This is a genomic window from Saccharopolyspora soli, assembly GCF_022678645.1.
In the GTDB taxonomy this organism is placed as follows: domain Bacteria; phylum Actinomycetota; class Actinomycetes; order Mycobacteriales; family Pseudonocardiaceae; genus Saccharopolyspora; species Saccharopolyspora soli.
This window is the reverse complement of record NZ_JALBWV010000099.1, coordinates 1-22,202: the sequence shown is the minus strand read 5'-3', so window position 1 is coordinate 22,202 and position 22,202 is coordinate 1. Positions and strand designations below refer to the sequence as shown.

The window sequence follows — 22,202 nt, the reverse complement described above, 5'->3', positions numbered from 1 at the left end:
CCGCAGCTAGCTCGAGCATGTTCAGCAGGGCCGTGGCCTCACCGAAACGCGTTCGAACGAACGCAGATCCCATCGGCGGGCGACGACCGCTGAAATACGAGTTGAGCTGCGCGGATTGCACCCTCGGCCCCTGCGCGCCCTGGCGGTTCGTCACTCGGCGCGGCCGGATGATCTGTCGGCTGACAGATCATCCGGCCGACAGGCGTTCCACCACGACTAGCCGCGCGTGGCACCGACCCCGATCGCAGCTCCGCCGCGCGACCCCGAGTCGTCGCACGGCCACGTCCCACCCAGCCGAACCACAAGGAGATGATGTGAACTCGCAGAGAGACTCCCCTCGGTGCGTGTACCAGGAACGCCGTCCCGATGGTCGGCACGGCGAGTCCCAGAACAACCAATTTCCAAGACAATCGAAGAGGACATCGTGCACCACGAAGTAGCGGGATCCACCCAGCACGGCACCGACCGCGAGACGGCGGCACGCCGGTTGATCGCCGCGATGACGGACGTGAAGCCGCTGATCGCCAAGTACGCCGACCAAAGTGAGAGCGATCGCCGTCTGCCCGACGAGGTCGTGGAAGCCCTTGCCTCGACGGGCGCGTTCCGCCTGTTGACACCGCGGCGCTTCGGGGGCATGGAGGCGGACCTCAGGGCCCTGGTCGACATGTCCACGCTGCTGGGCGAGGCGGACGGATCCACTGCCTGGACCGCCATGATCCTCTCCGTCACCAACTGGCTCGCGTGCCTCTTCCCCGACCAGGCTCAGGAAGACGTCTTCGGCGCCGACCCCGATGCCAGGGTGGCGGGCGCGGCGGCACCCACCGGAACGGGCCACCGCACAGCCGACGGGTGGACCGTCAGCGGGCGCTGGCCCTACTGCTCGGGCTCCTGGCACGCCACCTGGGCTGCGGTGGGCGTCCTGCTCCTCGACGACGCGGGAGAGGTGACCGATCAGGTGCTGGCCCTCATCCCCACCAGCGAACTCGTAATCGAGGACACGTGGTTCAACGTCGGCATGCGGGCAACCGGCAGCAACACCCTCAGCGGCAAGGACATCTTCGTGCCCGAACACCGCGTGCTGTCGATGCCCCGTGCCGCGGAGGGCAACCGTCCGGCCTCCGCCTCGAAGCGCGGCCTCTACAGTGCGGCACTCGGTCCCATGCTGTCGGTCTGCCTCGCGGGACCACTGCTGGGGCTCGGAGACGCCGCCCTGCGCTGGACGGCCGAGCAGGGCTGCGCCAAGCCCCTGTCGTTCACAGTGCACCGCAGGCAGGCCGACTCAGTGGGCTTCCAAACGCAGATCGGCCAAGCCGCGGTACGGCTGCGCACGGCACGATTGCACCTCGACGAGGTTACTGCCGACGTCGACGCGGCGGCCCAGGCCGGGCGCCCGCTGCCGCACGGCGACCGTGCACGCATCAAGGCCCAGACCGCGCACGCCGCCCAGCAGATCCTCGCCGCCCTCGACACGCTCGTGTCAGCGCACGGCGCGGGCGCCTTCGCCGACGACAGGCCGCTCCAGCGCATGTGGCGCGATGCGAACGCGGCCGCCCGCCACGCCGGCTTGAATCCCGCGGTGGCCCACGAGGTCTACGGCAAGGGCATCCTCGGGGTCGAAGAGACGGTGAGCCTCCTGGTCTGAAGCCAACGCCGACTCTGATCCTGCTGCTCATCTAGATCAGGTTCGGCGCTGGTCGGACACCGGCTTCGGCATCGGAGGGGCGTCGAAGGCCCCGGCGAGGTGGACCTTGTAACCCATCCAAAGCGGTTCATGTGTTCGGCGGCAGAGGTCACCCGCAGGTCGGTCTCGTGTCGATCGCCTCAGTGCGATCGCTTCACCGGGTCAGTCCGGCGAAGCGGAACAGGTTGTGCGGGTCGTACCGAGCCTTCAACTCGAGCAGGCGCACGTGCGTCTGAGCGCTGAAGGCGGTCGCGACGCGTTCGGGAGAGTCGCTGGAGGTGAAGTTCAGCAGGACGTGCCCGGTCTTCCACGGTCCCAGCGCAGACTCCAACGCGGTGTGCTCCGCGACGGCTGCCGCTGCCAGCTCGGGTGGAACGATCGAGCACGCGTAGACGAGGAAGACGGCGTCCGCCGAAAGCTCCGTGACGAGTGTCGAAGTGTCCCAGAACGGGATGGGGCCGGGCGGATCGTTGTGGATGCTGCCCGCCGCCGAGAACGGCATCTCCGCGACGGTGTCGATCGCGACGGGAGCCGCCTGGCGCAGCGGTTCCACGATCTGCTGCCCCTCTGCGGCGGGGCCGTTGTAGGCGACTCGCAGGTGGACGACGAACCTGCCCCGCAGGGGCGGCGGGAGATCCGGGTCCTGCGGGAGCCGGAGCAGCGCGATGGACGAGGTCATCGCGTCGGGCACGGTTGCGGTCCAGTCGCGGTGTACGCGGTCAGTACCTCGCGCGCCGACTCGCCGGGGAAGAAGATCCCGCCACCGTAGAGGGTGCGTACTGGGAACAGGTCGATCTCGATCGAGGTAACGACCCCGAAATTGCCCTTACTACCGCGGACGGCCCAGAAGAGATCGGTGTTCTCGTCCGGGCCAGCCGTCCGTGTCGTTCCGGGCGGTGACGATCTCGAGGGAGACGTGGTCTGCGGCGTATCCGTGGGAACGCGCGAGCAGGCCGATGCCGCCACCCGTGATGTAACCGACGGCGCCGACGTACGGCGTCGCGCCGCTGAGCGGAGCCAATCCGTGGGCGGCGGCAGCCTCAACGACGCTGTTCCAGCGTACGCCGGCGCCGATGCGCGCCGTCCGCGCCTGGGGGTCAATCCGGACGTCCTGGATCCGATGGGTGCTGATCACCAAGGCGCCGTCCGCCGGTCGCATCGGAGCATGCCCCGTGGCCTGAACGGCGATCGGCATACCGTGGCCCGCGGCGAACCTCACCGCCGCGGTGACGTCGTCCACCGACGTCACACCGACGACGACCGCGGGTGTTTTGGCGGACAGCGAGGTTGTCGCCAGCCAGTTCGGCCTCGTAGGCCGGATCGCCGGGTACCAGAACCGGCCCGGCGACTGCGGTGGCGAGCTCCTTGAGGGTGTCGGCGAGGTCGGCGGCCGAGCGGCACGAGTGTCGAATCGGGAGGCTGCCTTACAGGGCGGGCCTTCTGGGGGCGCCTGGATCAGCGACTCCGCTGCATGGCCTCTTTCTTCCGGCGGCGGTGGCGCTCGGCCTTCTGCCTGTTGCCGCATCCCGCCATGCCGCACCATCTGCGGGCGCCGGAGTGGGAGAGGTCGACGAAGAGACGCGTGCAGTCCGGGTTCCTGCACTCGCGCAGGCGGGAGAACTGAGGGGAACCCAGGAGCTCGACAAGGTCGCGGGCTGCGGCACCCAGGACCTCATCGATGCCCCCCGTGCGGCTGAGCTGTCCGGTCTCGTCGATCTGCACCCTCGGAAGGGAGAGGCGGGCTGCATCGTTCACCTCGGCCAGCATGTCCCCGATGTCGTCCGAGCCGCCGGTGCCGCTGCCGGGGGGCCAGGACGTGGCGAGCCGGTAGATCGTCTCCCGCAGGCGACGTGTGCGCTCCAGTGCACGGGCGTCGATCAGGGCAGGCGCCTCGATCAACTGTGCGTCCATGATCCACCGGCGCAGGTCATCGGGCGATCGCAACAGTTCACTGCGGGTGGTGCGCCTCCACAACAGCGTCCCTGCGAGGTCCAAGCACAGGCGCCCGCTGACGAACTCAAAACTACTCACGTAACCCCACTGTAGTGTAACGATGATCCTTTTTCCGTTGCTGAGTGGCGAAGCCCCTTGGGGGTGTTGACCTGGCCGCCTCACACCCCATCTGACGCATGGAGAACGACCTTCAGCACGGATAATAGCTAGTCGGCTGCAGCCGTCACTTGTGAGGCCTCATCGGCCGGTGGTCGGCTGACCGGTATCCTGCGTGTTACTCGAACATTGAAAAGTAACCCCATTGACGGGGCACTGGATGGCTCCCTAGGCTTCCCGGCGTTGCAGACAACGAGCGACCACGCTCCTGATGTCGGAACCGCTCGGGCTCCGGCGACCATCCAGGGACTTGCCATGGATCACGACGAGTACTTGTACTTCCTGCGGCGCGCCTTCGACGGAATGATCGGCGCGCTGGAGGAACTGGGTGATGAACGCGCCTGCACGACGCCGCCCTTGACGGGCGCCAACAGCCCGTACGCCATCACCCGCCACTGCATGGCCGTGGCCGACTACTGGATCGGCCACGTGATCGCAGGGCGGGCCGTGGAGCGCGACCGTCCCGCGGAGTTCACCTCACGGGGGACCGCCGCCGACCTCAAGGAGAGCTTGGACCTGCTCTTCGGGCGGCTGCGCGCCGACCTCCTCGGCGCCTCCGGCAGCAGCAGCCCGCGCAACACGCCACCCGGCTCCTTCGAGGGACCGGATCGTGATCTGACCTGCGTCGGCGTGCAGTTGCACGTCCTGGAAGAACTGGCCCAACACCACGGCCAGGTACAGATCAGCAGGGACCTGCTCCTGGCGGGAGAAGCGCGGTGAGCACTCCATCCGCCGATCCGGCGCGAGGGTCAGCACGTGTTCGGCGCCCCGGATTCGACGACCTCGACCGTCGGTGGCTGCGCGCCCGCACCGGGGTGAAGTGGCACGGCGTAGAGGCTGACGTCCTGCCCGCCTGGGTCGCGGACATGGACTACCCCGTCCCTCCGGTCGTCGCCGAGGCCCTGCGCGAGGCGGTGGACCGTGCCGATCTGGGCTATCCCGACTGGTCCGAGGGCAGCCCGCTGCGCCGCACGTTCGCCCACCGCATGGCCACTCGCTACGGCTGGGAGGCCGCCGCGTCGCGAGTGCGGGAGCAGACCGATCTCATCCAGTGCCTGCAACTGCTGCTCCATCTGGCGACCTCGCCGGCAGACGCGATCGCCGTGCAAATCCCCAACTACCCGCCGTTCCTAGCCACTCTCGACACGATGAGACGGCGAACGGTCCCCGTCCCCACGGTCGACACCGACGAAGGCTGGCGCATGGATATCGGCGCCCTCGCCGACGGCGTCGCCCGGCACGCGTGCAAGGTTCTGCTCCTGGTCAACCCGCACAACCCCACCGGGCGGGTGCTCACCCGGGAGGAACTGGAAGAGATCGCTGGCATCGCACGGCGGCACGACCTGCTGGTCATCAGCGACGAGATCCACTCCGAACTCGCCCACGCCCCCCACCGGCACATTCCCTTCGCGTCCCTCTCCGCCGACACCGCAGCCCGAACCGTCACCATCACCTCAGCCACCAAAGCCTTCAACCTCGCGGGCCTGCGCTGCACCGTCACGCATTACGGCCCCGACCGGCTCCTCGCGCTACGGGACGCGCAACCGCCAGACCTGTACGGCACCGTGTCGGTCCTCGGCGTCGTCGGCACGCAGGCCGCCTGGCAACACGGCGACGCATGGCAGACGGATCTGCTGACCGTACTGGACGGCAACCGCCACCAGGTCCACAAGACCTTGCAGACACGGCTGCCGGCGCTGCGCCACCACCTGCCTGAAGCGACCTACATGACCTGGCTCGACACCACGCGGCTGGGCCTGGAAGGCGTCGACCTCGTCTCCCACGTGCGCGACACCGGCCGTGTGCTCCTCGATGGCGGGGAACGGTTCGGCCCCGGAGCCGCCCCCTACCTGAGGCTCAACTTCGCAACGTCCCAGGACATCCTGAGCGACATCCTCGACGGTGTCGTCAAGGCCCTGGGGCCGACTCCGGACCAGTGGGCACCGGCCGCATCGTGATCCAGAGAGGGTCGTAGATGAGTGTCGTTTGAGCGCTTGGTTGAGTAGTTCGACGGACAGCAGCAGGGCTACGGGCGGGCAGGCGGCACCGCACTGCCCATCGCGCTGCTGAGCGCGGGCGATCATCTGGAACGTCATCGGCGCGCCACCGCGGTCCTCCTCTCCGCGACGTACGTGGCGCTGGCGGTCGCGCTCGAACGGCTCGGTTCGACCGAGGGGCTGGACGGGTTCGTGACGTTCTACCTGCTGTTGGTCTTCGCGTGGGGCATCGGGGCGTGGCTGCGCTCCACCCGCGCCGCCGAGGCTGAATGCCGCCGCCGCGTCGCCGAGGACCCCGCGCTGCCAACGCACGCGCATAGCGCGCGAGCTCCACGACGTCGTGGCCCACCACGTGACGGCGGTGGTCGTGCAGGCCGAGGCGGCACGATATTTGACCGCCGCGCCCGATCGCCTCGACCAGACCCTGACCGCCGTGACCGACACCGGTCGACGGGCCATCACCGACCTGCGGCACCTGCTCGACCTGCTCAAGGACGCGCCACCGACCCAACTGCTCCACGGGATCCGGACCGTGGCGACGGGTGCGGCGCTGCTGGACCCCGAGGTGACGTGCCAACTCGTGGGTAGGTACGCCGCCCGGATCCGGCCCGCCGAGGCCACCGCTCACGACATCCCGCTGACCCCCCGCGAACTGGAGGTCCTCCGGCTCATCGCCGACGGTCGCTCCAACAGCGAAATCGCCGCAACCCTGCTGATAAGCCAGGAAACCGTCAAGACCTTCGTGTCACGCATCGTCACCGAACTCGACCTCCGCGACCGCGTCCAAGCGGTCGTCTACGCCTACCGCCACGGCCTGGCGACCTGACGCGCCGACATGCGTCCGCTTCAGTGCGGGTCTCCGGGCGTGGCCGACCCGGCTAGCCACTTGGTGCCCTCGTCGTAGAGGCGCTCGACGGCCTTGCCGGTGAGTCCCGGAAGCCCGGTCTTGACGGTGAAGCCCGCCTTGGTCTGCAGGTAGCCGAGGTGCTGGTACCCGGTGGGGAACCTGGCGAGGAGTTCCGGGTCCAGTTCCAGGGTCGTGTTCGGGTCGACGACGTCGAGCCGGTCCTTCTCGTAGATCGGTTGGCGGCGGACGATCGTCCAGCGTCCGTCGTGCCGGGCGCAGAAGTCGTAGAAGCGGCCGGTGCACACCACGTCCACGGCTACGCCGTCGACCTCGGCCCGTTGGTTGATCGTCATCTTCGTCTGGGCGATGGCTCGGTCACCGGCGATGTCGGCCGTGTGCCCACCCAAGAAGTGCAGGATCGAGACCCCGCGCTCGAACCCTTCTCGGCTCACTGCGATGAAGTCCTCGGCTGGCCCCTGGAACCAGGTCGCGGTCATCCACCCGTCGGTGGGGTGCCACACCGTGGCGAAGCGCTGCCAATCCCCAGCATCACGCCACAGCGCCCAGTTCTCGATGAGCTCGCGGATCGCGAGCTTGTCCTCCAGCAGCGTCGGCACGATCGCTTCTCCTTCGGTCCGCCGGGTTCCTTCGCACGGTGAACTAATCGACATCCCCTTTCTTACCAACAGCGTCGCCTGCCGCGCGTTCCGTCGGCTCCAGCAACCGAGTTGCATCCGTTGGCGAGCATCGGACGGGGGCGCGACAGTGACACTGGCCCCGTCCGTGCGACGGCGGTTTCCAGGATCCGGCTGCGAGGGAGAATGCGATGTCCCACTCCGAGCCCAGGTCGGCGGAACCTGGGATCGCGGCGAACAACGAAGCGGTGCGCGCGCGGTTCCCGTTCGACGACACCAGCGACCTCGACGACGCTCGCCGCGGCTACCTGGGCACCGCGCCGGAGACCCTGATCCGCGACGCGGACGGCGGTGTCGTCTGGGACCTGGAGGCGTACGGCTTCCTGGCCGAGGAGTGCCCGGACACCGCCAACCCCAGCCTGTGGCGGCAGAGCCGACTGTGTTCCGAACACGGCCTGTTCGAGGTCGTCGAAGGTATCTACCAGGTCCGCGGCTTCGACCTGTCCAACATGACCGTGATCGAGGGCGACCGAGGAATCCTCGTCATCGACCCGCTGCTGTCCGCCGAGCCCGCCGCGGCGGCACTTGCGCTGTACCGCGGCCACCGCGGCGACCGGCCCGTCACCGGTGTCCTCTACACCCACAGCCATGCCGACCACTTCGGCGGCGTACGTGGTGTCGTCACGGAGCAGGAGGTCGCAGCCGGTGTCCCCGTGCTCGCCCCGCACGGCTTCCTGACGCACGCCGTGAAAGAGAACATCTATGCCGGTACGGCCATGGCCCGCCGCGCCGCCTACATGTACGGGGCAGCACTGGTCAAGGGACCGCAGGGCCAGATCGGCGCGGGTCTGGGTCCCACGACGTCGACCGGGACCGTCAGCCTCATCCCGCCCACTGTCGATGTCACGCGTACCGGGCAGACGGAGACCGTCGACGGCATCCGCATGGTCTTCCAGCTGACCCCCGGCACCGAGGCGCCAGCGGAACTCAACATCCACTTCCCCGACCACGCGGCCCTGTGCATGGCGGAGAACGCCACCCACAACCTGCACAACCTCCTCACCCTGCGCGGCGCGGAGGTGCGCGACCCGCACGAGTGGGCGCGCTACCTCACCGAGGCCATCGACCTGTTCGGCGCCACCTCCGACGTCGCCTTCGCCTCCCACCACTGGCCGACCTGGGGCCGCGAGCGAGTGGTGGCGTTCCTGTCCGAGCAGCGCGACCTGTACGCGTACCTGCACGACCAGACGGTGCGCATGCTCAACGAGGGCATGACGCCGTTGGAGATCGCCGAGCAATTCGAGTTGCCCCCGACGCTGGAAAAAGCCTGGCACGCGCACGGTTACTACGGCTCGGTCAGCCACAACACCAAGGCCGTGTACCAGAAGTACATGGGCTGGTTCGACGGCAATCCCGCCCACTTGTGGGAGCATCCGCCGGTCGAAGCCGCGCGCCGGTACGTGGCGTTCATGGGTGGTGCCGACGAGGTCGTCCGCCAGGCCCGCGCCTGCTTCGACGATGGGGACTTCCGCTGGGTCGTGCAGGTCGTCAACCACGTGCTGTTCGCGCAGCCCGACCATGCGCAGGCGCGCGCCTTGCAGGCGGACGCTCTGGAACAGCTCGGCTACGGCTGCGAGAACGGGCCGTGGCGCAACTTCTACCTGATGGGCGCCTACGAGCTGCGGCACGGCTCCGTCGGCACGCCCACCGTCACCGCGTCGCCCGACATGTTGAGCGCCCTGACGCTGGAGCAGCTTTTCGACGCGCTCGCCATTCGCGTGGACGGGCCGCGCAGCTGGAACGCCGACATCGCGGTGCACTGGTGCGTCCGCGGTGGTGACCGGGTCGCGATGCGGCTGTGCAACGGCGTGCTCACCCACGTCGTCGGCCGTGGGCCCGCAGCAGGAGAACCTGACGTCGAGGTCTCCATCGACGAGGCCGACCTGCGCGCCGTCCTGCTCGGCGGCGCGGCACCGGGTGAGCTCGTGGAACAGGGCCGCGCCGAGGTCGTCGGCGACGCCGGGAAGCTGGCGGAACTCGTCGGGTACCTCAGCCAACCGGACCCGGATTTCGCCATCGTCACCCCCTGACGACTATCCGCCGACGTCATCGACCAGGCAGCTTTTGCTCAGGATCCCCTGTCATGGGTTGAGGATTTCTTCGGCGGCGTGTTGTCCTTCGACGGCGGCGCCGTTCATGAAGCCCTGGTAGTCGATGGAGGTGTGTTCTCCGGCGAAGTGGATGTTGCCTTGGCGGACGGCTTCGTAGCCGGAGTAGCGGTGGCAGTAGTCGGTGGGCCAGTAGCAGTACGCTCCGTGGGACAGGGGGTTGAGGTGCCAGGCGGACAGTGCGGCCTTGCCGATCCAGGCGTCCCGTGCACCTGGCAGTACTTTGTCCACTGAGGCGAGCATCTGCTCGGCCGTCAGGCGCACGTACTTGTCCTCGGCCGTCAGGAAGGGCGCCGAGGGCCGCAGCGACTCGGCTGGGGTGCCGCCGCCGTATTGGATGAGGATCCCGGTGCGGCCTTGTTGCCCGCGGGTGGCGTCCCACACCTGTTGGTACCCGCTGTCGGTGAAGGACTCGCCGCTGGAGATCCCCGGCCACGGCCCCTCGCCGAGGTAGACGCGGCTGGACAACTGCATGTTCAGCTTGGTGCACGCACCCATCTGCATCGCCTTGATCGACTCGGTCTTGCGCTGGTCGAATCCGGCGCCGGACAGGTCGAGCCGCTGCAGCACGCCGAGCGGGACGGCGAGCACCGTGTGGTCGGCGCGGACTTCGCGGGTGCTGCCGTCGACGTCGAAGGTGAGTGTCTGCGTGCCGTCGCTGTTGCTCGCCAGCGCGACCAGCTGGCAGCCGTGCCGCACGGTGCCGTTGGGCAGCGCATCCGCGATCGCTTCCGGCAACTGCTGGTTGCCGCCGTCGATGTGGAAGCGTTCGTCGGATTGGCCCCAGACCTCGAAGCGGTTCGGGTTCTTCTGGTAGCCCATCATGTACACGAGGTCGAGCGCGCTCTGTTCGGTTGTGTCGGCGCCGTATTCGACGACGTAGGCGACGTCGATGAACTGCCCCAGCGGGGAGGTGCGCCCGCCAGGAACGCGGGTCTCGATCCATTCGTGGATGCTCATGCGGCTGAGCTCCACTCCAGCGGGGGTGTGGGTCTGCCAGTCCGTGGTGGGGCCTGCCGCGTCCAGGTCCGCCTTGAGCTTCGGCCACACCGCCTTGAAGTCGATGTCGGCTTGGCTGCGGGGGTAGTAGCCGCCGAAGAAGTGCAGCACCTCCTCGCCGCCACGCGGTTCGGCCTTGAGAACGTCCACGAGGGACAGTCCGAAACGCTTGCAGAGCCGCAGAACGGCGTCGTGCTCGCGGTCGATGAGTTCGCCGCCCCACTCGGAGGTCTGGCCGTTGTCCCAGTAGCCGCGCTCGCTGAACATCCGGCCGCCGACCCGGTCGGAGGCTTCGTAGACGGTGCAGGACAGCCCAGCGTCGTGCAGGGTCAGGGCAGCGTTGAGTCCGGCGAGTCCGGCGCCGACCACGGCGATGCTCGGCGGAGTCCCGGCGAAAGCAGGCACCGGACGGGAAAATGCGGTCGCGGCTCCGGCTACCACGGCCGCGCTTCCTACCAGTCGCAGGACGTCGCGGCGGGACAGCTCGCGGCGATGCAGGGCCGCTTTCGCTTCTCGGTACTCGTCGACGGGCATCCCGGTGCGTTCGGCCGCGGCGTGGTCAGCGGCCATCTGTCGCAGGAATCTCAGTGCAGCGAAGCGCGCCATGCGGACTTCTCCTTCGCGAACTTCTCGGTGTGGGGCGGACTTCTGGCGTCAGGGCAGCGGCGCGACCTCGCGTTCCTGGGCGTCGGCGAGCACGACCCGGCCCAGCAGGCGATAGGTGTCCGGGCGGAATCGGCGCAGCAGCAGGGCGCCGACGAGCCCGGCCAGGAACAGGGCGACGACCAGCCACGGGATCGCGCGGAAGAACGGGGTGGCCGCGGGCTGTCCGGCGGCCGCGCCGACGTTGTCGACCAGCAGCCACAACGCCGCGATCATGCCGATGCCGCCGAGCAGCGGGGCGGTGAAGGTGCGGAACCAGTGCCGCGCGGCCGGGTCCTTGCTGCGGAAGTAGGCGATCACGGCGAACGAGCACAGCGTTTGGACCACGAGGATCGCTATCGTGCCGAAGATCGCCATGAGCACGTACAGGCTCTGGTAGGGGTCCTGGCCGAGCAGGCTGAAGGTCGCGACGATCACGATCGCGATGCCGGTCTGGGCGAACGAGGCCACGAACGGCGAACCGTGCCGCGGGTGCGTGCGGCCGAGTCGCCGCCACACCACGCCCTCCCGGCCGACCGAGTTCGACTCCAGACGATCTACTGGCTTTGCTCCGGATTTCGTAGTCGAATCCGCCTTCGCCATGCGCAATCACTTCCATCGAACCATTTTGGCAACGGATTTCGCGTCCGTGGTTCTGGAAGGATCATCAGTTCGCGCGAGCGGAGCAAGCGGCAAAGTGTCCGTTCTTGACTGTCGGGGTGGGCACACTGTCGGCCCGGCGCAGCGCTGGATTCAGAGAGCGCGCGGATTGGGGCTTGCCTCGGGGTCGTGAGTGGTAATGGTCGTCATGGCGACCACAACCGCGCACGACGCGGCAGCGGCTCAGACTCGGCGTCTTGGGACTCGTTCGGGGGTCGCGGCGGCGACGTGCCACAGTTGACGGTATGCCGATCAGCCGAGAGGATCCCGAGTTCATCCAGTCCATCGAGCGGGCACTGTCGGTGATTCGCACGTTCTCCGCGGACGCGTCGGCGCTGACCCTGACCGACGTCGCCCGCCGGACCGGGCTTACGCGCGCCGGGGCCAGACGCATCCTGCTCACCTTGGAACTGCTCGGCTACGTGTCGGTGAAGGACGGCAAGTTCAGCCTCCTGCCGCGGATCCTCCAACTCGGGTACGCCTACCTCGCCTCGATGCCCGTCTGGGCCGTCGCGGAGCCGCACATCAAGAAGCTCGCGGACGCGGTGAACGAGTCGTCGTCGCTGGCGGTGCTCGACGGGCCCGACATCACCTACCTGCTGCGTGTCCAGACGAAGCGGATCATGCGGCTCGCCGTGGCGGTGGGCTCGCGACTGCCCGCGTACGCGACGGCCACCGGCCGAGTGCTGCTCGCGCACCTGCCCGAGGACGAACTGGACCGCACCCTGGACATGACCGAATTCCGGCAGTTGACGCCGCGCACGGTGACCAACCCGGACCAGCTCCGCAAGATCCTCATCCGGGTGCGCGAGCAGGGCTACGCCGTGGTCGACCAGGAACTGGAGGAGGGCGTCTGCTCGATCGCGGTCGCCGTGCACGACCCCCGGAGCGAGTCGATGGCCTCGATCAACATTTCGGCGCATCCCGCCCGCGTGTCCGCGAAGCGCCTGCGCACCGAGTTCCTCCCGCAGCTGCAGGCGGCCGCGTACGAGATCCAGCAGGAACTGGCGGCCCAGGCGGGGGTGCCGCCCGCCTGATCGGCGCCGTGCAGGGCACGCCCTTGACGCGCCTCCACTGGCCATCCTAGTGTTCTCTATGAAAACAGATGTTCTTATAGAGAACACATTGGAGTCGGCGGAGACCGACCTTCAGGCTTGTTCGGCTCGCAAGGAGGGTCATGAGCGCACCGGAGAGCTCGCTCGCGGAACCCGAGGTGTTGTCGGTCGCGGACCTCGTGCAGGAGGACCGGGTCCACGGGTCCGTGTACAGCGACGAGCGCATCTTCCGGGCCGAGATGCGGAAGATCTTCTCCCGCACGTGGGTCTACCTCGGCCACGTCTCCGAGATCGAGAACGTCGGCGACTACAAGACCGCCCACATCGGACAGCAGCCGGTGATCGTCGCGCGGGACTCGGCGGGCGAGATCCACGTGCTGTTCAACCGCTGCCGCCACCGCGCGTCGGTGGTGTGCAGACAGGAGGTCGGCAACGCGAACTTCTTCCGCTGCCCGTTCCACGGCTGGACCTACCGCAACTCAGGTGAACTGCTCGGCGTGCCCCGCGCGGGCCGCTACGGCGACCTGCTGGACAAGTCGCAGCTGGGCCTGCTCCCGGTGCCCAAAGTGGACGTCTACAAAGGACTCATCTTCGGCAGCCTCAACCCCGACGTCGAGCCGCTGCCCGACTACCTGGGCGGCGCGCGGAAGTACCTGGACGAGATCTTCCTGCATCCGGCCTTCGAGAAGACGCTGCGCCTGTCGGCCGGAGCCAACAAGCACACCTACCCGGCCAACTGGAAGCACGCGATCGAGGGCGGGGTCGACGGCTACCACGCGACCACGTTGCACGAGACGTGGTTCGCCATCCGCAATGCCAGCCCCGACCGCGTGCACGCCAGGCTGGCCTCCCGAGACGAGAGCGTCGGCTACAGCGAAGCGCACCCCAACGGGCACGTGCTGCTCGCGCGCTGGCCGGGGGAGGCGGACATCGAGGAATTCCGCACGATGTATCCCGAATACGCGGCGCGGCTGGAAACCGAGCACGGGCCCGAGGTCCTGCGCAGCCTGCTCGGCCAGTTCAACCTGATGATCTTCCCGAACCTGCACCTGACCTTGCAGAACCTCCGGGTGATCACGCCGCTCGCGACCGACAAGACCAACATCACGATGTACCCGATGATGCTCGACGACGCTCCGGAGCAGTTGAACGCCGAACGGCTGCGCGAGTTCGAGGAGGCGTTCGCCACCGGCGCGTTCATCTCACCCGACGACGCCGAGGCGTTCGTGTGCGTCCAGGAGGGCGTCGCCGCCGAGGCGGGCGATCCCTGGCTGATCCTCACCAGGGGTTTGCAGGAGGAGGAAGTGCTCGACGGCGGCGGTCGGCGTGGCGCGCCCAGTGACGAGACCCCCCAGCGCGGCCTGTTCCGCGAGTGGCGTCGGCTGATGGCCGAGACGGGAGGCCAGGCATGACGGCGAGCACTGCGGTTGGCATCTCCCGCACCGACGTCGAGGACTTCCTCTACGCCGAGGCCGAACTGCTCGACAGCTTCCGGTTGGCGGAGTGGCTCGAACTGTTCACCGACGACGCCACGTACTGGGTTCCGGCCCGCTACACCGACACCGACCCCCAGCGGCACACGTCCCTGATCTACGACGACCGGGAGCGGATGGTCGAACGGGTCTGGCGCCTCACGGAGGGACCCGCGCACGCGCAGATCCCGCCGTCGGCCACCCGGAGGCTGATCACGAACGTCCGGATCACCGAGCGCGGCGACGACCACCTCACCGTTCGGTCCAACTTCGCGATCTTCGAAGTGCGCAAGGGAGAGCAGCGCGCGTTCGCGGGGGAGTACGAGCACGTCCTCGTCCCCGGCGGGGCGCGGTGGGCCATCCGCAGCAAGAAAGCGCTGCTGGTCAACCGAGAAGCCCACATCTTCAACCTGACGTTCATGATCTAGAGACTGTTTCAGTAGTGGTTTGCGTAGCGGTGCGGGTAGCGGAACCTCAGAGGCTTTCTCGCTGTGGGATCCCCGACATCATGAATGCCAATTCACCACGTCGGGGCTGTCCTCGCGAGAAAGCCCCTGAGAACCCGCGGCGGTGCCAGTTGAGTCCCACACCGCAAGCGGCTACGCCGCTTACAAAAAGCCCCAGTCGCCACTCATCGCAGAAAGCCGCCGCTTCATGATCCTGAGAAATGAGTTCGCCACCGTCGAGGTCCTGCTCAACGACAGCGCCAACGGCCCGCGGTTGCAGGTCCGCGATGCCGAGACGCAGCGCGAGGTCCTGCTGGACCTGCTTGAGGTGGAGAGCCTGACCAGAATGTCCCATGACGACTTCGCACAATTCGTGAGGCCAGCCTGATGGTGGAGTTGAAGCTGGGCAGCGCCGCCCGGCGGTCCGCCACGGCGAAGCGGAAGAAAGCACCGCCGCGCTGGCTGAACCTGCCGGGGCTCGCCTGCTGCGTCGCAGTGACGGTCCTGCTGGAAATCCTGGTCCGGGCGGGTGCGCTGGCCGGGTTCCTGCCGACGCCGTCGGACATGGCCCGCGCGTTGGCGTCGAGCCTGTTCTCCGGCGCGATCATGTACGACCTCTGGATGACCCTGAGCGTCTACGCGGCCGGGCTGGCCCTGGCCGCCGTGCTGGGCACCGCGCTGGGGTGCGCCAAGGGACTGTCGCGCCGTTTCGACAACGCGACCCGGCTGCTCATCGAGCTGCTGCGGCCGGTTCCGGCGGTCGCGTTGATCCCGATGGCGATCCTCCTGCTCGGCCTCGCCGGGCTGATGCGGTTCTCCGTCGTGACCTACGCAGCCATCTGGCCAATCCTCTACAACACCTACTACGGCGTGCGCGGGGTCGAGCAGTTGGGCATCGACACCGCCCGCAACTTCGGCATCCCCCGGTCGCGGATCATCCGCAGCGTGGTGTTGCGCTCGGCGCTGCCGAGCGTGACCACGGGGCTGCGGATCAGCTCGTCGATCGCGCTGATCCTCACGGTCACCGCCGAGCTCGTGGCCGGGACCAACGGTCTCGGCTACTTCATCGCCCAGGCGGAGCAGACCAGCAGGCTCGCGGACATGTACGCGGGCATCGCCCTCACCGGGATCCTCGGTTACCTGCTCAACGGCCTGTTCATCGCGGTGGAGCGACGCGCGCTGTTCTGGGACCAGAGCTACCGGGAGCGGGTGTCGGCATGAGTAGCCCGGTGTCAACCTCAGTCCTCCTCAACCGCACCCCAGGGGACCGTGACGCAAGCCAGCCACCAGAAACCACCCAACGGGAGATTGCGCTGGACGCGACCACCACTGCAAATCGCGGGGAGGCGGACCAGTCATGAGCAACTCCTCGAAGGGCGGGGTCGGTCGCCGCGTGGCCGCCGCCGTGCCGGGCGTGATCGTGCTGGCCGCCGCCATCGGACTGTACGAACTGCTCGCCAGGATGGCGGGTTCCGCGTTCTTCCCCGCAGTCGGCAGCATCGCGGTGACGTTCTGGCGGACGTGGACTTCGTCGGCGATCCAGGAGCAGCTGCTGCCGAGCCTGTGGCGGATGCTCGTCGGCTACCTCATCGCCTGCGTGCTGGGCGCGGCGCTGGGCCTGCTGCTCGGGCGGGCCCGCCGCGTCGAGCGGACCATCAACCCGTTCCTGCAGTTCCTGCGGGCGATTCCGCCACCGGCCATCGTGCCCATCGCGCTGCTGGTGCTGGGCGTCAACCCGAGCATGCAGGTGCTGGTCATCGTGTTCGGCGCGGTGTGGCCGATCCTGCTCAACAGCGCGGACGGCGCGCGCGGGGTACCGGCCGAGCAGTTGGACACCGCCGCGAACTTCGGGCTCGGACGCTGGCAGGTGACCTGGCGGGTCGTGTTGCCATCGGCGTTGCCGCAGATCTTCGCGGGCATGCGCATCGGCCTCGGCCTCGCGCTGATCATGATGATCGTCTCCGAGTTGACCGCGAGCACCAACGGTCTCGGTTATTTCATCCTCACCGCGCAGCGGACCTACGAGATCCCGGAGATGTACGCGGGAATCGTCCTGCTCGGCATCTTGGGTCTGCTGCTCAACCGGTTGTTCATCGCTGTCGAGCGTCGGTTGCTCGGCAGGCGGTTCGACGAGAAGGCGGGAGTCGTATGACAGGCAGCGTGGCCGAGCAGGCGGAGCCGCACTCGGACCCGGCCGCCGATCCGATACTCGTCGTCGACGGTCTGCACAAGCGGTACGGGGACGGCCCCGTCGCGGTCGACGACATCACGCTCAACGTGCGGCGCGGCGAGTTCGTCTCCCTGGTCGGGCCATCCGGCTGCGGCAAGACGACCCTGATGAAGTGCATTTCCGGGCTGCTGCGGCCGACCTCGGGTCGGGTGGCGCTGGACGGCGCCGAGATCGACGGCCCACCGCGCGAGATGGTGCTGGTCTTCCAGGACTACAGCCGTTCGCTCTACCCGTGGCTCACCGTCTTCGACAACGTCGAGATGCCGCTGAAGGCCAGCAAGCAGACGCGGGCGACGGTGGACCGCGCCGAGCGCAAGGCACGGGTCACCGAAGCCCTTGAGGCGGTCGGTCTCGCAGCCGCTGGCCCCAAATACCCGTGGCAGCTCTCGGGCGGGATGCAGCAGCGGGTCGCCCTGGCCCGCGCCATCGCGTTCCGCTCGGAGATCCTGCTGCTCGACGAGCCGTTCGCGTCGGTGGATGCGCTGGTGCGCGAGGAGTTGGAGGACCTCGTCCTGCGGTTGCGCCAGCGCTTCGGCATCACGGTGATCCTGGTGACGCACGACATCGACGAAGCCGTGTACCTCTCCGACCGGGTCTTCGTGCTCGGCCCACCACCGTCCAAAGTGGTCCGCGAGGTGGCGATCGACCTGCCCCGCCCCCGCGACCAGCTGAGCACCCGGCGGCTCCCCGAGTTCGGCGATCTGCGGCTGGTGATCCACGAGGACATCATGCGCCGACCCGCGAAGAACTCCAGCGGGGCCGAGGAGGAGCGCCCATGACGCGCCGCCGTGTGCTGACAGCGCTGCTGTGCTGCCTTTCCTCGGTCCTCGCGGCCTGCGGTTGGGGAGAGACGTCCTCGGCCGGTGCGCTGACGATCGGCATCCTGCCGACCGACTCCTGCTCGACCGTGCTCACCGCGCAGCACAAGGGATTCTTCACCGACGCTGGACTCACCGTGGATGTGAAGTCGATCTCCAGCGGTTCGGCGATCTCGTCCGGTGTGGTGGGTGGGTCGATCGCTATCGGGTGCTCCAGCGTGGGCTCGATCGCCAGCGCGTACCAGAACGGCGTCCCGGTGCGCGTCGTCAGCCAGGGCGCGATCTACACGGCGTCGGCCCCGACGTCGGCGCTCATGGTGGCGACGGATTCGCCGATCCAGTCGGCGAAGGATCTAAACGGCCGGACCGTGGCCGTCAACGCGCTCAAGAACGTCACCCAATTCGCCACGCAGGCGTGGGTCGACAAGAACGGCGGGGACGCCAGCACCCTGAAGTTCATCGAGCTGCCGTTCTCCCAGATGGGCGCCGCGTTGCAGGCGGACCGGGTCGACGCGGCGCTGATCGGCGAGCCGGACCTGTCGCGGGCCCAGCAGGAGGGGCAGGTGCGCCTGCTCGGCAACGCCTACGACGCGATCGGGGACAACTTCTCCATCAGCACCTTCTTCGCCTCTGCCAGCTGGGCCGAGGCGCACCGGGATGCGCTCGCCAAGTTCCGGGCGGCGCTCGCGCGGGCAGCGGAGTACTCGAACAGCCACCAGGCCGAGACCGCGAAGATCCTCGCCGACTTCTCCGGCATCCCGGCCGACGTGGCCATGAACATGAAGCGCGCGGTGTGGGAGAAGGAGCTCAACGAGCAGAGCATGCAGCCGCCGCTCGACGTCGCCATCGCCTACGGCGGCCTGTCGGCACGGGTGCGGTTCGACGACTTCGTGGCGAAGTGAAGCAAGGAGTGATGAACGTGCAGGTGGTCGCGGATTTCGCCAAGTGCGAAGGGTTCGCCAGCTGTGTGATCGTGGCGCCGGAGGTCTTCGACCTCGACGACGACAACGTGGTGCGAGTGCTGGACGAGCAGCCCGACGAAAGCCGCCGCGCCGAGGTGGAGGAGGCGGTGCGCAACTGCCCGCGGCGCGCGATCTGGCTTGAGGAGATGTGAGCACGGCACCGGAGCGGGTGGTCGTCGTCGGCGCGTCGCTGGCCGGGACGCGGACCGCCGAAGCGCTGCGCGCCGAGGGTTTCCAGGGGCGGATCAGCGTGGTCGGCGCCGAACCCCACCTGCCGTACGACCGGCCACCGCTGTCGAAGCAGATGCTCACCAGGGACTGGGATGAGCGGCAGGTGCGCTTCCAGTCCGAGGACCACTACCGCGACCTTGAGGTCGAACTGCGGCTCGGCGATCCCGCGACGGGCATCGACCCCGAGCGGCGGGAGGTGCTGCTCGCCGGTGGTGAGCGGCTCGGCTTCGACGCGCTGGTGGTTGCGACCGGGTCGGCGGCGAGACCGCTCACCGATCGACCGCCCGCCGGGGTCCACTTGCTGCGCTCGCTCGACGACTGCCTGCGCCTCAGAGCGGAGCTGCGCGACCGCCCGCGGGTGGTGGTGGTCGGCGGCGGTTTCATCGGCGCCGAGGTGGCGGCCAGCGCGCGGGCGCGCGAGCTGGAGGTGACCTGGCTCGTCGCCGAGCAGGAACCGCTGGCCGGGGCCCTAGGGACGGAGCTCGGCTCGGTTTTCGCCGCCGTGCACCGCGAAAATGGCGTGGTGGTGCGAACCGGTGTCGTGGTGACCGGCTTCCGCGGCACGCGGCGGGTGGAGGGCGTCGTGCTCGCCGACGGGGCGGTGGTACCTGCCGACGTCGTGGTGCTCGGCATCGGCGCGACCCCGAACACCGGCTGGCTGGTCGGCTCGGGACTACCGGTGCGTGACGGGCTGGTCTGCGACGAGCACTGCGCCGTTGACGCCGAACTCGGCGTGTACGCGGCTGGCGACGTCGCACGCTGGCCCAACGGAGCGTGGGGCGAGGACCGCGTGCAGCACTGGACGAATGCTGTCGAGCAAGCGCGCCAAGTCGCGTTCGGCATCCTCGGCAAGCCCCGGCCGTACCTGCACCTGCCGTACTTCTGGACCGACCAGTACGACCTCAAGATCCAACTCGTCGGCCGCTGCCTGCCCGGCTGCGAGATGCGAGTGGTGCACGGCTCACCCGAGCAGGGAAGTTTCGTCGCCGCCTACCGCCGAGGTGGCAGGGTGACCGGCGCGGTCGCGTGCAACGCGGTGCGCGAACTGGTGCCGTACCGGCGAATGCTCGCCGGTGGACCCGCATCGGTCGAAGAGCCCACTGCCTCGGGGTAAAGGACCGGCGGGACTGTCGAGATACCGCCAGTGTCGTGAGTCACCAGTGTCTTGGCGGCCCGCGATGTGCTGGTGCGAGTCCGAAGTTGGATCTGCTCGACGGTCGTGACGGCGAGATTCGGCCGCGCATGTCGCGCAAGAGTCTCCTGATCGTCCGCCGGTCGATTACAAGACCGGCGACGCGACGTTGGCGGTCCGCAACCGCAGGCCGGAATCACATACACGTCGTCGAATTGCGCCGCCGCCACCGGTACCTCTTCCAGTAGGGATATCACTCGGACGGCGGAGTCGGGCAGTTTCGACTACTAGGAACACCTTGCTGGCCTCGTCCGGCTGGCCGAGCAAGGCTGCGACTCCGTGGGTAATGCGGCGAGCGTCAAGGAACGTATCGCCCCCCGACTTCGAGCGGCGTGATCGAGACAACTGACCTGCGACGGGGCCAAACGAGTGATCTCATCCAATTTCGGACACTCAAGCACAGTCGTCCGTATAGCGTTGGATGCCCTCTGGGATATACCTCGGTTGAGTTTAGCACGGCATACCGGTTGCCCTCGGCGAGGAAGTGAATAGATGAGCGACTCCATCGGAAACAAGTACGAGGTTATGGAAGCCGCATCGAGGAAGCTCCATGCGGTGGTGTCCGTCATCGGGCTCGATGGTAAAGACTTCCAATCAGATGCGGCGCTCGAAGATGCTGTACCCCAGCCAGCCGAAGGACAAGCGATAGTAGATCCTCTCGATGCGATGCACATGGCGATTGCCGCCCAGATTCGAGGTCCTTATCGGGACGCGCTTGGCACTGTGGACGAATTTGTCAAGGCTGCGAGCGACAAGGCGGAGGAGATTGCGGTCAACGTCAGGAAATCGGCCGACGAGTACTTGGCCAGAGAAGAGCGCGCTATCCGAGACTTCAATCGAATCATGGGCGAACTGGGCGAAGAGCCTCCCTGAAACAGTTTGTCATTCATTCTGGAATCACGGAGTGATAATCAATGAGAAATCCCCTTGATCACGTTTCAAGCGACTTCTGGCAGGTAACAAGGGACTTTGACGCGCTCTGCCTCCTTATTCCCAAAGAACCTGGTCCTGGGCGGGGGATAAATCCGATTACCGGGCAGCTTCTAACTGTGCGGGAAATTGATATCGACAAAATCAGGGACGTCGCCAGCAAGTCCTGGGGTGGGGACGATGTGGGAAGCCTTAAGAATGCTGCCAAGCAATCCGTGCAGATGATCAACGATACGAAGACGTACATAGCTGAAGGATGGGAAGGTGAGGATTTCGTTGCATTCAGTGAGCAGTTGGAGTCTTTGCGCAAAGCGATCGACAAGGTTCTCGAACCGGCCGAAGAAATGTCGAAGGCCCTGAATGTTCTAGCGTCCGAGCTTGAGCAGACGCTTTCGGACACGATTGCGACCATTGCTGGGTTCGGTGCGCTTATTTCGACGCTGGCCAGCGTAGCAGGGGCCGCAGTGGCTATTCCTGAGCCAACCGTCAGCAAGGTGATCGCGCTCATCGCTGGAATCCTTGCGGCGATCTTCAGTGCCGTTGCCTTGACTGGTGCCATTATCAAGGGCAATGAGAGTAGGCAAAAAGCGGTCAACGCGGTGATCCAGCAATGCACTGGCATGGTTGGTGTTCTCAAGTTCAACTAGGAGGTGGAGATGGAAGCGCAATTCAGAATTGAAGAATCCATGGACCGGCTCAGGCGGAACCTGGAAAAAGCAAGACAAAACCCGCAAGCCGTGCTGGACGGTCATTTTTCGGGAACGTCCCCGTCTGGTGCTGTCACCGTCTGGGTAGATTCGTTGGGGCGAGTCGAGCGCGTCCGCGTTGCACCGGGGATGTTCGCCGATGGCGATGAAAAACTCATTGCGGATGAGTTCATGGCGGCAAATACCAAAGCCCGCCGCGCCGCGGAGAACCTGGACTTTGACGGTGCTGAAGAAGCCCTTCAGGCTCGCGCTACCTCTGTCGATGAAGTAGACGACTATTACGACGAACCACGAAGCTTTCTCGAATCTGGCTACTGAGCTCGCTGTCATGGCGCAGCGCAGCCGCCCCGGAGAGCAGAGGACATTGCGTGTTCAAGCTAACGGACAACGTCAAGACCACGGTGGCGTTGACCACCGGATT

The 22,202-nt window shown here is 67.3% G+C and carries 23 protein-coding genes and 2 pseudogenes; 19 read left to right on the top strand and 6 right to left on the bottom strand.

Annotated elements, in window-relative coordinates; translation table 11 throughout:
• The first annotated feature begins 424 nt into the window (after positions 1-424).
• Positions 425-1,642, top strand: a complete 1,218-nt coding sequence (locus tag MOQ72_RS45475) for an acyl-CoA dehydrogenase family protein (RefSeq protein WP_242191366.1) — start codon at positions 425-427, stop codon at positions 1,640-1,642.
• Between the two features lie 193 nt (positions 1,643-1,835).
• Here the strand turns inward: MOQ72_RS45475 and MOQ72_RS45470 are convergent, their stop codons facing one another.
• The 3 genes from MOQ72_RS45470 to MOQ72_RS40870 all read right to left on the bottom strand — a co-directional run bounded on the left by MOQ72_RS45470 (position 1,836) and on the right by MOQ72_RS40870 (position 3,712).
• Positions 1,836-2,372, bottom strand: coding sequence for a BBE domain-containing protein (locus MOQ72_RS45470; RefSeq protein ID WP_242191365.1), 537 nt, complete (start codon positions 2,370-2,372; stop codon positions 1,836-1,838).
• A gap of 138 nt (positions 2,373-2,510) precedes the next feature.
• Complete coding sequence (locus MOQ72_RS45465; protein WP_242191364.1) at positions 2,511-2,921, bottom strand: FAD-binding oxidoreductase; 411 nt, start codon at positions 2,919-2,921, stop codon at positions 2,511-2,513.
• Between the two features lie 215 nt (positions 2,922-3,136).
• The gene (locus MOQ72_RS40870) at positions 3,137-3,712 is read right to left on the bottom strand and encodes a CGNR zinc finger domain-containing protein (protein ID WP_242191363.1); all 576 of its coding nucleotides are present in this window, start codon (positions 3,710-3,712) and stop codon (positions 3,137-3,139) included.
• Between the two features lie 333 nt (positions 3,713-4,045).
• Between MOQ72_RS40870 and MOQ72_RS40865 the strand changes: the two genes are divergently transcribed.
• The 4 genes and pseudogenes from MOQ72_RS40865 to MOQ72_RS40850 form a co-directional block, all read left to right on the top strand.
• On the top strand, positions 4,046-4,510 hold the full coding sequence (locus tag MOQ72_RS40865) for a mycothiol transferase (protein WP_242191362.1): 465 nt from the start codon (positions 4,046-4,048) through the stop codon (positions 4,508-4,510).
• A 146-nt stretch (positions 4,511-4,656) separates the two neighbouring features.
• On the top strand, positions 4,657-5,748 hold the full coding sequence (locus tag MOQ72_RS40860) for a MalY/PatB family protein (protein WP_242191361.1): 1,092 nt from the start codon (positions 4,657-4,659) through the stop codon (positions 5,746-5,748).
• 379 nt (positions 5,749-6,127) lie between these two features.
• A pseudogene (locus MOQ72_RS45460) lies at positions 6,128-6,223 on the top strand (hypothetical protein); the annotation flags it as partial.
• A gap of 48 nt (positions 6,224-6,271) precedes the next feature.
• Positions 6,272-6,613: pseudogene (locus MOQ72_RS40850) on the top strand (helix-turn-helix domain-containing protein); the annotation flags it as partial.
• Between the two features lie 20 nt (positions 6,614-6,633).
• Here the strand turns inward: MOQ72_RS40850 and MOQ72_RS40845 are convergent.
• Positions 6,634-7,251, bottom strand: coding sequence for a nuclear transport factor 2 family protein (locus MOQ72_RS40845; protein ID WP_242191360.1), 618 nt, complete (start codon positions 7,249-7,251; stop codon positions 6,634-6,636).
• 209 nt (positions 7,252-7,460) lie between these two features.
• Between MOQ72_RS40845 and MOQ72_RS40840 the strand changes: the two genes are divergently transcribed.
• Entirely contained in the window at positions 7,461-9,359 is a 1,899-nt protein-coding gene (locus tag MOQ72_RS40840; RefSeq protein WP_242191359.1) for an alkyl/aryl-sulfatase, read from the top strand.
• A gap of 51 nt (positions 9,360-9,410) precedes the next feature.
• On the opposite strand, the gene MOQ72_RS40835 is transcribed toward MOQ72_RS40840, so the two are convergent.
• Together MOQ72_RS40835 and MOQ72_RS40830 are read right to left on the bottom strand one after the other, a co-directional pair.
• The gene (locus tag MOQ72_RS40835) at positions 9,411-11,042 is read right to left on the bottom strand and encodes a flavin monoamine oxidase family protein (RefSeq protein WP_242191358.1); all 1,632 of its coding nucleotides are present in this window, start codon (positions 11,040-11,042) and stop codon (positions 9,411-9,413) included.
• A 48-nt stretch (positions 11,043-11,090) separates the two neighbouring features.
• Complete coding sequence (locus tag MOQ72_RS40830; RefSeq protein WP_242191357.1) at positions 11,091-11,681, bottom strand: APC family permease; 591 nt, start codon at positions 11,679-11,681, stop codon at positions 11,091-11,093.
• A 302-nt stretch (positions 11,682-11,983) separates the two neighbouring features.
• On the opposite strand from MOQ72_RS40830, the gene MOQ72_RS40825 reads away from it, so the two are divergent.
• From MOQ72_RS40825 to MOQ72_RS40765, 13 genes are all read left to right on the top strand, one after another.
• Positions 11,984-12,775 carry an IclR family transcriptional regulator domain-containing protein gene (locus tag MOQ72_RS40825; RefSeq protein ID WP_242191356.1) on the top strand — a complete coding sequence of 264 codons (792 nt, stop codon included), beginning with the start codon at positions 11,984-11,986 and terminating at the stop codon, positions 12,773-12,775.
• 140 nt (positions 12,776-12,915) lie between these two features.
• Positions 12,916-14,205, top strand: a complete 1,290-nt coding sequence (locus tag MOQ72_RS40820) for a Rieske 2Fe-2S domain-containing protein (RefSeq protein ID WP_242191355.1) — start codon at positions 12,916-12,918, stop codon at positions 14,203-14,205.
• Entirely contained in the window at positions 14,202-14,693 is a 492-nt protein-coding gene (locus MOQ72_RS40815; RefSeq protein ID WP_242191354.1) for an aromatic-ring-hydroxylating dioxygenase subunit beta, read from the top strand. Before MOQ72_RS40820 ends, MOQ72_RS40815 begins: the two co-directional genes overlap by 4 nt.
• Before the next feature lie 226 nt (positions 14,694-14,919).
• Complete coding sequence (locus MOQ72_RS40810) at positions 14,920-15,099, top strand: hypothetical protein (protein ID WP_242191353.1); 180 nt, start codon at positions 14,920-14,922, stop codon at positions 15,097-15,099.
• A complete protein-coding gene (locus tag MOQ72_RS40805) occupies positions 15,099-15,932 on the top strand; it encodes an ABC transporter permease (protein WP_242191352.1) in 834 nt (277 codons plus the stop codon). The genes MOQ72_RS40810 and MOQ72_RS40805 overlap by 1 nt, the downstream gene beginning before the upstream one ends.
• A 136-nt stretch (positions 15,933-16,068) precedes the next feature.
• On the top strand, positions 16,069-16,863 hold the full coding sequence (locus tag MOQ72_RS40800; protein WP_242191351.1) for an ABC transporter permease: 795 nt from the start codon (positions 16,069-16,071) through the stop codon (positions 16,861-16,863).
• The gene (locus MOQ72_RS40795) at positions 16,860-17,720 is read left to right on the top strand and encodes an ABC transporter ATP-binding protein (protein ID WP_242191350.1); all 861 of its coding nucleotides are present in this window, start codon (positions 16,860-16,862) and stop codon (positions 17,718-17,720) included. The genes MOQ72_RS40800 and MOQ72_RS40795 overlap by 4 nt, the downstream gene beginning before the upstream one ends.
• On the top strand, positions 17,717-18,661 hold the full coding sequence (locus MOQ72_RS40790) for an ABC transporter substrate-binding protein (RefSeq protein ID WP_242191349.1): 945 nt from the start codon (positions 17,717-17,719) through the stop codon (positions 18,659-18,661). The genes MOQ72_RS40795 and MOQ72_RS40790 overlap by 4 nt, the downstream gene beginning before the upstream one ends.
• A gap of 11 nt (positions 18,662-18,672) precedes the next feature.
• On the top strand, positions 18,673-18,873 hold the full coding sequence (locus tag MOQ72_RS40785; protein ID WP_242191348.1) for a ferredoxin: 201 nt from the start codon (positions 18,673-18,675) through the stop codon (positions 18,871-18,873).
• A complete protein-coding gene (locus MOQ72_RS40780; RefSeq protein WP_242191347.1) occupies positions 18,870-20,066 on the top strand; it encodes an NAD(P)/FAD-dependent oxidoreductase in 1,197 nt (398 codons plus the stop codon). The genes MOQ72_RS40785 and MOQ72_RS40780 overlap by 4 nt, the downstream gene beginning before the upstream one ends.
• A gap of 570 nt (positions 20,067-20,636) precedes the next feature.
• Entirely contained in the window at positions 20,637-21,017 is a 381-nt protein-coding gene (locus tag MOQ72_RS40775; RefSeq protein WP_242191346.1) for a hypothetical protein, read from the top strand.
• Positions 21,018-21,193: 176 nt separating this feature from the next.
• Positions 21,194-21,721, top strand: a complete 528-nt coding sequence (locus MOQ72_RS40770; RefSeq protein ID WP_242191345.1) for a WXG100 family type VII secretion target — start codon at positions 21,194-21,196, stop codon at positions 21,719-21,721.
• A gap of 9 nt (positions 21,722-21,730) precedes the next feature.
• On the top strand, positions 21,731-22,099 hold the full coding sequence (locus MOQ72_RS40765; protein WP_242191344.1) for a YbaB/EbfC family nucleoid-associated protein: 369 nt from the start codon (positions 21,731-21,733) through the stop codon (positions 22,097-22,099).
• Positions 22,100-22,202: the final 103 nt, after the last annotated feature.

Excerpts from the sequence above, each read along its gene's own strand:
- MOQ72_RS40800 (WP_242191351.1), top strand. The coding sequence starts at position 16,069 with ATGAGCAACTCCTCGAAGGGCGGGGTCGGTCGCCGCGTGGCCGCCGCC.
- MOQ72_RS40830 (WP_242191357.1), bottom strand. The coding sequence starts at position 11,681 with ATGGCGAAGGCGGATTCGACTACGAAATCCGGAGCAAAGCCAGTAGAT.
- MOQ72_RS40795 (WP_242191350.1), top strand. The coding sequence starts at position 16,860 with ATGACAGGCAGCGTGGCCGAGCAGGCGGAGCCGCACTCGGACCCGGCC.
- MOQ72_RS40790 (WP_242191349.1), top strand. The coding sequence starts at position 17,717 with ATGACGCGCCGCCGTGTGCTGACAGCGCTGCTGTGCTGCCTTTCCTCG.
- MOQ72_RS40815 (WP_242191354.1), top strand. The coding sequence starts at position 14,202 with ATGACGGCGAGCACTGCGGTTGGCATCTCCCGCACCGACGTCGAGGAC.
- MOQ72_RS40840 (WP_242191359.1), top strand. The coding sequence starts at position 7,461 with ATGTCCCACTCCGAGCCCAGGTCGGCGGAACCTGGGATCGCGGCGAAC.
- MOQ72_RS40765 (WP_242191344.1), top strand. The coding sequence starts at position 21,731 with ATGGAAGCGCAATTCAGAATTGAAGAATCCATGGACCGGCTCAGGCGG.
- MOQ72_RS40820 (WP_242191355.1), top strand. The coding sequence starts at position 12,916 with ATGAGCGCACCGGAGAGCTCGCTCGCGGAACCCGAGGTGTTGTCGGTC.
- MOQ72_RS40860 (WP_242191361.1), top strand. The coding sequence starts at position 4,657 with ATGGACTACCCCGTCCCTCCGGTCGTCGCCGAGGCCCTGCGCGAGGCG.
- MOQ72_RS40810 (WP_242191353.1), top strand. The coding sequence starts at position 14,920 with ATGATCCTGAGAAATGAGTTCGCCACCGTCGAGGTCCTGCTCAACGAC.
- MOQ72_RS40825 (WP_242191356.1), top strand. The coding sequence starts at position 11,984 with ATGCCGATCAGCCGAGAGGATCCCGAGTTCATCCAGTCCATCGAGCGG.
- MOQ72_RS40835 (WP_242191358.1), bottom strand. The coding sequence starts at position 11,042 with ATGGCGCGCTTCGCTGCACTGAGATTCCTGCGACAGATGGCCGCTGAC.
- MOQ72_RS40785 (WP_242191348.1), top strand. The coding sequence starts at position 18,673 with ATGAACGTGCAGGTGGTCGCGGATTTCGCCAAGTGCGAAGGGTTCGCC.
- MOQ72_RS40865 (WP_242191362.1), top strand. The coding sequence starts at position 4,046 with ATGGATCACGACGAGTACTTGTACTTCCTGCGGCGCGCCTTCGACGGA.
- MOQ72_RS40805 (WP_242191352.1), top strand. The coding sequence starts at position 15,099 with ATGGTGGAGTTGAAGCTGGGCAGCGCCGCCCGGCGGTCCGCCACGGCG.
- MOQ72_RS40775 (WP_242191346.1), top strand. The coding sequence starts at position 20,637 with ATGAGCGACTCCATCGGAAACAAGTACGAGGTTATGGAAGCCGCATCG.